Annotated in this window: 6 protein-coding genes; 2 read left to right on the top strand and 4 right to left on the bottom strand. The window is 45.1% G+C overall.

The features are described from left to right. Positions 1 to 639 (bottom strand): DUF4347 domain-containing protein (locus tag ACBR23_RS21650; protein ID WP_371120407.1); only part of this gene is annotated, 639 nt, incomplete at its 3' end. Between the two features lie 632 nt (positions 640 to 1,271). On the opposite strand from ACBR23_RS21650, the gene ACBR23_RS21645 reads away from it, so the two are divergent. Together ACBR23_RS21645 and ACBR23_RS21640 are read left to right on the top strand one after the other, a co-directional pair. Continuing rightward, complete coding sequence (locus ACBR23_RS21645; protein WP_371120406.1) at positions 1,272 to 2,603, top strand: FAD-binding oxidoreductase; 1,332 nt, start codon at positions 1,272 to 1,274, stop codon at positions 2,601 to 2,603. Between the two features lie 175 nt (positions 2,604 to 2,778). Next, positions 2,779 to 4,188 (top strand): (Fe-S)-binding protein, encoded by a 1,410-nt coding sequence (locus tag ACBR23_RS21640; protein WP_371120405.1) that lies wholly within the window; start codon positions 2,779 to 2,781, stop codon positions 4,186 to 4,188. Positions 4,189 to 4,399: 211 nt separating this feature from the next. Here the strand turns inward: ACBR23_RS21640 and larE are convergent, their stop codons facing one another. From larE to ACBR23_RS21625, 3 genes are all read right to left on the bottom strand, one after another. After that, on the bottom strand, positions 4,400 to 5,227 hold the full coding sequence (larE, locus tag ACBR23_RS21635) for an ATP-dependent sacrificial sulfur transferase LarE (RefSeq protein WP_371115305.1): 828 nt from the start codon (positions 5,225 to 5,227) through the stop codon (positions 4,400 to 4,402). A 99-nt stretch (positions 5,228 to 5,326) separates the two neighbouring features. After that, positions 5,327 to 6,169: a Uma2 family endonuclease gene (locus tag ACBR23_RS21630; RefSeq protein ID WP_371115306.1), complete on the bottom strand. Its 843-nt coding sequence runs from the start codon at positions 6,167 to 6,169 to the stop codon at positions 5,327 to 5,329. A gap of 227 nt (positions 6,170 to 6,396) precedes the next feature. Beyond that, complete coding sequence (locus ACBR23_RS21625) at positions 6,397 to 7,170, bottom strand: ABC transporter permease (RefSeq protein ID WP_371115307.1); 774 nt, start codon at positions 7,168 to 7,170, stop codon at positions 6,397 to 6,399. Positions 7,171 to 7,215: the final 45 nt, after the last annotated feature.

The raw sequence follows: 7,215 nt of genomic DNA, 5'->3' as shown, positions 1-7,215 counted from the left end.
CGTTTCAACCCCCGTCTCATAGCGAAAGTCCTCTAAAGAGGACTGAATAGCCTCGCCCTCGCCCGCAGGTCCGCCGTTCGTTTCAACCCCCGTCTCATAGCGAAAGTCCTCTAAAGAGGACTGAATAGCCTCGCCCTCGCCCGCAGGTCCGCCGTTCGTTTCAACCCCCGTCTCATAGCGAAAGTCCTCTAAAGAGGACTGAATACCCACCTTGTTTTCAGTCGGTTTCAACCGACTTGCGCTATGAGACGGGGAATTAATTCCCCGGCGGACTTTGAGGTAATCGTCAGGCCCCGATGCGACATTACAACCATAAATCAGAATTTCCGCACGAGGAGTTAAAGCACTCCGCCACTGCTGCAACTTCTCGGCATAACTTTCCAGATTGTCAGCACACAATCTAGTTTTTCCCAGTTGCAAGCTACCCGGAGCACCGTGAGAAACTATGTGAATGCTATCAATATTTGTGCGATCGCCCAAAACTTCAGTAATTTGTGCGATCGCATCCCGGTTCCCATCTAAAACCACTACTTCCGTACCCGGTGTTACCCCCGCAATCAAACTTTGATAATCTGTAACCAGGCGATCGATAAAGGCGATCGCACTTCCTGAAACTTGAGTTTTTAAGTTTGGCATCATACAACCTAATGCTGAGTTGAAAAAAGAGTCAAAATTTGTTGTACCAACGATAACGGCTTATTGCCTAAAGATCTGTAAAGATTTGATAAAAATGTATTGATACATAGTCCCTCGATCGACTTTTGGAGCGAAATGCTGGGGGAGCATCCCGATTTTCTAAGGGCGAAGCATGACCGCAGACAATTTATTAGGGATCACCAGAGATTTACAGCGGTCATGCTTCGCCCCTACAATATTTCTATTAAATCAGATGACTATTTGAGAACGTGAGTGAGTTCTCATCGACTTCTCATCGACTTTTCAATACTCCCTTCCCCGTGCAACACAATCGTGTCAGAATACAAAGCGAAGCATCGAGTGAGATCCTTCAGTTTCTTCATTTAGTCCAGAATGACAGAACTACGTTAAAATGTGTAGTGCCAGTTTAATGGGTCGTTGCATAAAATTCGATCCCCCCTAGCCCCCCTTAATAAGGGGGGGACAAGAAGCACTCAAAGTCCCCCTTATTAAGGGGGGGACAAGAAGCACTCAAAGTCCCCCTTATTAAGGGGGATTTAGGGGGATCAAGATATGTGCAACGACCCATTAAATTGGTATGAGTCCCGTTGAATATAAAATCTACTATTAGTTGAATGAAATCAGTTTATACAGTAAATTTGGCACAGATCCAAGAACTAGAAAGTATTGTGGATGCTGCTAGTGTCTCTTCCTGGCAAGATACAGAAGCATTTTGGCAAGAAAGACTCGAAATAGCAGTTAGCCCAGACACACACATTGACTGCATTGTTTATCCCAATACCCAGGAAGAACTCGCGGCTGTGATTGCTTGGGCTGGGCAAAATGGTTATGCTGTTCTGCCTTGTGGTGGCGGCAGTAAACTGGATTGGGGCGGTTTGGTCAAATTAGACTCGAATCTCCGACTCATGGCTGTCAACACTTCGCGCCTGAATCGATTGATAGAACACGCTGTGGGCGATTTAACCGTGACTGCGGAAGCGGGGATGAAGTTTGCGGATTTACAGCAAGTTTTAGCCGCCGCCGGTCAGTTTTTGCCGATCGATCCCGCCTATCCACAGCAAGCAACCTTGGGTGGCATTGTCGCTACTGCTGACGCGGGTTCCCTGCGACACCGCTATCGGGGGGTTCGCGATTTGCTGTTGGGAATGACTTTTGTGCGATCGGACGGTAAAATTGCCACTGCGGGCGGCCGAGTAGTCAAAAACGTCGCCGGTTACGATTTGATGAAACTATTTACCGGTGCTTACGGCACTCTAGGTATCATTAGTCAAGTCACTTTCCGAGTTTATCCCCTCCCCGTCGCCTCCGAAACAGTTCTCTTGACTGGGGCACCAGGGCCTTTAACTCAAGCAACCCAAATCCTTTTATCTTCGGCTTTGACTCCCACAGCCGTGGATTTACTATCGCCGGATTTAGTAGCCAAATTAGGTTTAGGAAAGGGCCTAGGATTAATAGTCAGATTTCAAAGTATCCCAGAGAGTGTTAAACAACAATCAGCCCGCTTGCGGGAAGTTGGCGAAAAGTTGGGTTTGCAAGGGGCTAGCTGGGACGAAAATGATGACCATCAGTTATGGCAAACATTGCCAGAAACTATCTGGAATCATACCCAAGACTCTCCGATTATTTGCAAAATAGGAGTCAGACCCTCCGAAGCTGTCAAGGTAATGGACGAATTGCCCATTCAGGATGCTGTGATTCATGCAGGTAGCGGTTTGGGGATTTTGCGCTTTGATCAGACTGTGACTGCGGAAACACTGTTGCAAATACGCCGAGTCTGTGAAGCTAAAGCAGGTTTTTTGACTGTTTTGGCTGCGTCTCCTGCTCTCAAGCAACAGTTGGATGTTTGGGGCTATACTGGAAGTGCGATCGATCTTATGCGCCGGATTAAAAAACAATTTGACTCGCACAATATTTTGAGCCCCAATCGTTTTATTAATGGTATTTAGTTTAAAGTTTGTAGTAAGGACTTCAGTCTTTGTTTTTTGACGAACCACGAAGACGCGAAGACCACGAAGGAGGAGAAAAGAAGAGAAGAGAAGTATTTGTTTGCTTCTGATTTCGATTTTCAATAACTAAAGCTTTATTCTTGGTTCATTTTTTCTTATTTCTTCTTTCTGCCCTATGCAAACTTCCGAAAAATCTCAAGTTCCCAGCGACAATTTTAAGCCTGCTAAGGAGAGCAATTTTTTAGCACAAAATTCTCATTTACAAAGTCCAGAATTACAGGGTTTTGATACTAATAATCCTCCGAATCCTAAATTAATCGATACTTGCGTGCACTGTGGTTTTTGTTTGTCCACTTGTCCTAGTTATCGGGTACTGGGTAAAGAAATGGATTCCCCCAGAGGCCGCATTTATTTGATGGATGCGATTAACGAAGGTGAAGCTCCTTTGAATGAAGCAACTTCCCAGCATTTTGATACTTGTTTGGGCTGTTTGGCCTGCGTTACTACTTGTCCGTCGGGTGTACAATACGATCAATTAATTTCCGCCACACGTCACCAAGTTTCTCGGAATCAGGAACGCTCGTTTTCTGATAAAGTAATTCGCACTCTGATTTTTAATCTTTTTCCCTATCCTCACCGATTGCGGCCTTTACTTTTGCCTTTGTTTATTTATCAAAAATTAGGACTACCTCAACTGGTTCGCAGCACAGGTTTACTGAAAAAAGTATTTCCCCGTTTGGCTGCGATGGAATCAATTTTGCCGAAAGTTACTATTGATTCTTTCCGGGATAATTTACCAGCGGTAATTCCAGCCCAAGGCGAAAAACGCTATCGAGTCGGTGTGATTTTAGGCTGTGTACAGCGGCTGTTGTTTTCCCCGGTTAATGAAGCTACGGTGCGTGTTTTAACGGCTAATGGTTGTGAGGTGGTGATTCCGAAAAGTCAGGGATGTTGTGCTGCTTTACCGGAACACCAAGGACAAGCGCAACAGGCACAAACTTTGGCGAGACAAATGATTGACAGCTTTGAAAATACGGGTGTCGATTTTGTGATTATCAATGCTGCGGGTTGTGGTCACACTTTGAAAGAATACGGTCATATTTTAGCTGATGACGATGCCTATCGGCAGAAAGCTGAGGCTTTTGCGGCTAAGGTTAAGGATGTGCAAGAGTTTTTGGCAATGGCGGGTATGACGGCAAAACTTCATCCTTTGGTGGACGGAGATTTGACAATTGTTTATCAGGATGCTTGTCATTTGTTGCACGGACAAAAGATTAGTGCTCAACCTCGTCAGTTGTTGCAACAAATTCCGGGAGTGAAGTTAAAAGAACCTATGGATGCTGCTTTGTGCTGCGGGAGTGCGGGTGTTTATAATCTGTTGCAGCCGGAGGTAGCTGATGAATTGGGACAGCAAAAGGTGGAGAATTTGCTGAATACTGGAGCGGAGTTGATTGCTTCTTCTAATCCTGGTTGTTCGCTACAAATTAAGAAGCATTTGGAGTTGCAGGGAAAGGCAGTTTGTTTGATGCACCCCATGGAGCTTTTAGATTATTCTATGAGAGGTATTAAATTGCAGAGGAAGTAGTAATAGGTAATAGGTAATGCCCTATACCCTTCCCCCCCTGGGGGGGTCAGGGGGCAGGGTGGATTAATTGTCGCAGGAGCAAGGTATTATAGTATTGGCGATCGGGTTTGACCGATCGCCAATACTATCAAGAGCGGGCCTGCATCAGTAATGAATTAGTGCCCAGAGTGCCTAACACCATGTTGTACTCACACTTTTGCAGCAGAACTAATCAACCTTTTTTTTGCAACAACTCCGGCTGCAAAACCTGATTTAATTTGCCGCTGCGAAATCCCTCCAAATCCAAAGTCGCGTAAACAAAACCAAACTCTTGAAATACGGCCACCAATGCAGACAAATCTTGCTTTAACACAAATTCCTTAATCTCCTCGGCTGGTAACTCAATGCGCGCCGTATCTTGGTCCGATCGCACTCGCAGATTTTTCAGTCCCAACTGCCGCAAATACCGTTCAGCGCGCCCAACTCTTTGCAACTTGGCCGCGGTGATTTCTTCACCGTAGGGAAAGCGCGAACTCAGACAAGGTTGAGCTGGTTTGTCCCACCAAGGCAAATTTAATTCTTTGGCCAATTGTCGCACTTCAAATTTAGCCATGCCGACTTCTGCCAAAGGCGATCGAGCTCCCCGTTCCTTCGCCGCCACAATTCCCGGACGATAATCCTTTAAATCATCAGCATTAACCCCATCCACCACATAAGGATAACCCTTAGCGAGTGCTAGCGGTTTCAAAGTATCGTGCAGTTCGCTTTTGCAAAAATAGCAGCGATTAACCGGGTTAGAAGTGTAATTAGGATTTGCCATTTCTTGAGTTTCCACCTCTGCGTGGGCAATCCCAATTTCTGCTGCTTGAATCCGCGCATCTTCTAAATCTTCTGGCAATAAAGATGGGGAAACTGCTGTCACGGCCAAAGCGCGATCGCCCAAGATGTCAAAAGCAATTTTTGCCACCAAAGTGCTGTCAATACCGCCAGAGTAGGCAATCAGCGCCCGATCCATTTCTGCGAAGAGAGTTTGTAATTTTTCGAGTTTTTCGACTAACATGATTTCTATTTTGATTGCTGTAAAATGCGATCGATATTAGAGCCCCGACTTCTTCTTGAAGTCGGGGGCCTGAGAGTTTGGTTTTTTAAGTAGGTTTACTTATTCTGGATCGATGCCAAGGGCGGCTAACCTAGCCAAAAGCTCTTGATTGCGCTGTCTTTCCTGTTCCAGCAGAGTCTGAACTAACTCTTTTTCTTGGCTTTGGGCTTCTGCGCGCTGGCGTTCGGCTTCTGCGCGCTGGCGTTCGGCTTCTGCGCGCTGGCTTTGAGCTTCTGCCCGCTGGCGTTCGGCTTCTGCGCGTTCTTCTGGCCACAACAGCAACTCCCCAGCCCTATTCCACCAGCGCAGCCAATTTCCGGTTCTACCTTCGCGAGTACCCACCCAAACTCCCAAAAACAGATCCAATCCAGGTATCAAATAACGCCCATTTTCATCTGGTTCTTGATTGTTGTATCGCTCCGATTCCAGGGCATAGACTTCTATTCTGCCCGTATGCGGTCGAAAAATCACATAGCGAGGAACTTTGATTACTTGTTCATAAAAAAACCACTTACCGATTTCTTCTGTATGTTCGACAGAGTATTCATCACCGTAAGTAGCTGAGAGAAATTCCATCACTACAGAAGGCACTGTTCCTTCGGTATGAGGCGTGTAACTACGACGGGGATAGTTATGAGGCCAAGCTTGCACGGGGCGCACGTACATCCAGTCTGGGCCTTTGCAAATAGTGCGATCGTCCACAGCAGCACACAATGCAAAATTAGAAACTATCAGTGCGTCTTGTATTAGTTCCGGGCAATCCACTACAGACTGGCGTAAACCATTCGCGATTAAAGGATGTTCTATATTTTCCACGGGGTCATCTGGTAGAATAAAATCATCGGGTAGCAGCGGCCAGGTAATTTTTAGCTGTGATATTGGTTTGTGAATTACAGCAGTCATAGGACACCTCATTTTACCAATAAAAGTTTTATTTTTAGTCGAGATTGGCGATCGATAATCTTTTCTATATTCTAGCTGACCAATTCAATTTTACTGCACCCGCTGAAGGTATATAGCAATCCTTGCAGGAGTCGTAATTTTTTTTACCCCACCCCAGCCCGGACCTTAGCAAGGGGAGGGAGTAAGAAATTCACAAATGATGCGAGGATTGCTATAGAAGATGAGGCTTAAAATTCCCTACGAGAAAATATAGCAACTGAAATTGACAGCAGCAGCACCCCATACAACAACCCATAGCCGACATTTGTAATCATAGCCGCTAAGTAAGGAACTTGTCCGTAAACAGCATCATTTCTCAAATTAAATCTAGCCAAATCGGGCAAAATGAGATAAAGTCCCATCATCAATTGTTCAATGCCAGGATTCTTAGTTAACTTACCCAAAGCCACTAAATCCCGCGTTGAGTTTCCCACTAAATAGACACCAAATGTCAGTAAACTTGCTAGCAACGAACTACTAAAAACTCCCAATAAAATCCCTACAGCGGCGACCAAACACAACTCAAACCAGATGAATAGTGAAGCTATTAAAATGCTTTGCAAAGGGTAATTAATGCGACTCAAACTCATAATTGCCAGATAAATAACAGTCATGGCTGCCACCAGGACACCTAGTACCGCCGACAGCCCTAAGTGTTTACCAACTATTAATTCAGCGCGACTTATCGGCTTGGCAATTAACAGGTAAACAGTGCGTTTTTCAATTTCTTTGTTTACCAATCCAGTAGCAACAAAGACTGTGACAATTAGACCGAAAATACTAATAGCTGCCAAGCCAGTATCTAAGATAATTTTTTGCTCTGTTGTTGCCGCCAATTCCGGGATTAACCGCACCGTTGCTGCCATCAACAGAGCAAAAATAACGATTAAGTAAAGAATGCGATCGCGAATTACTTCCCAAAATACATTAATGGCAACTGTCAAAATTCTTCGGAGATTCATTTACTAGCTAATTGGTAATTGGTTTGAGAACCCCGACAACTTCTG

The sequence above is a fragment of the Microcoleus sp. genome (assembly GCF_041354475.1).
In the GTDB taxonomy this organism is placed as follows: domain Bacteria; phylum Cyanobacteriota; class Cyanobacteriia; order Cyanobacteriales; family Microcoleaceae; genus Microcoleus.
The sequence above is the reverse complement of the archived record's forward strand: the minus strand, read 5'-3'. Positions and strand labels throughout refer to the sequence as shown.

Excerpts from the sequence above, each read along its gene's own strand:
- ACBR23_RS21645 (WP_371120406.1), top strand. The coding sequence starts at position 1,272 with ATGAAATCAGTTTATACAGTAAATTTGGCACAGATCCAAGAACTAGAA.
- ACBR23_RS21630 (WP_371115306.1), bottom strand. The coding sequence starts at position 6,169 with ATGACTGCTGTAATTCACAAACCAATATCACAGCTAAAAATTACCTGG.
- ACBR23_RS21640 (WP_371120405.1), top strand. The coding sequence starts at position 2,779 with ATGCAAACTTCCGAAAAATCTCAAGTTCCCAGCGACAATTTTAAGCCT.
- ACBR23_RS21625 (WP_371115307.1), bottom strand. The coding sequence starts at position 7,170 with ATGAATCTCCGAAGAATTTTGACAGTTGCCATTAATGTATTTTGGGAA.
- larE (WP_371115305.1), bottom strand. The coding sequence starts at position 5,227 with ATGTTAGTCGAAAAACTCGAAAAATTACAAACTCTCTTCGCAGAAATG.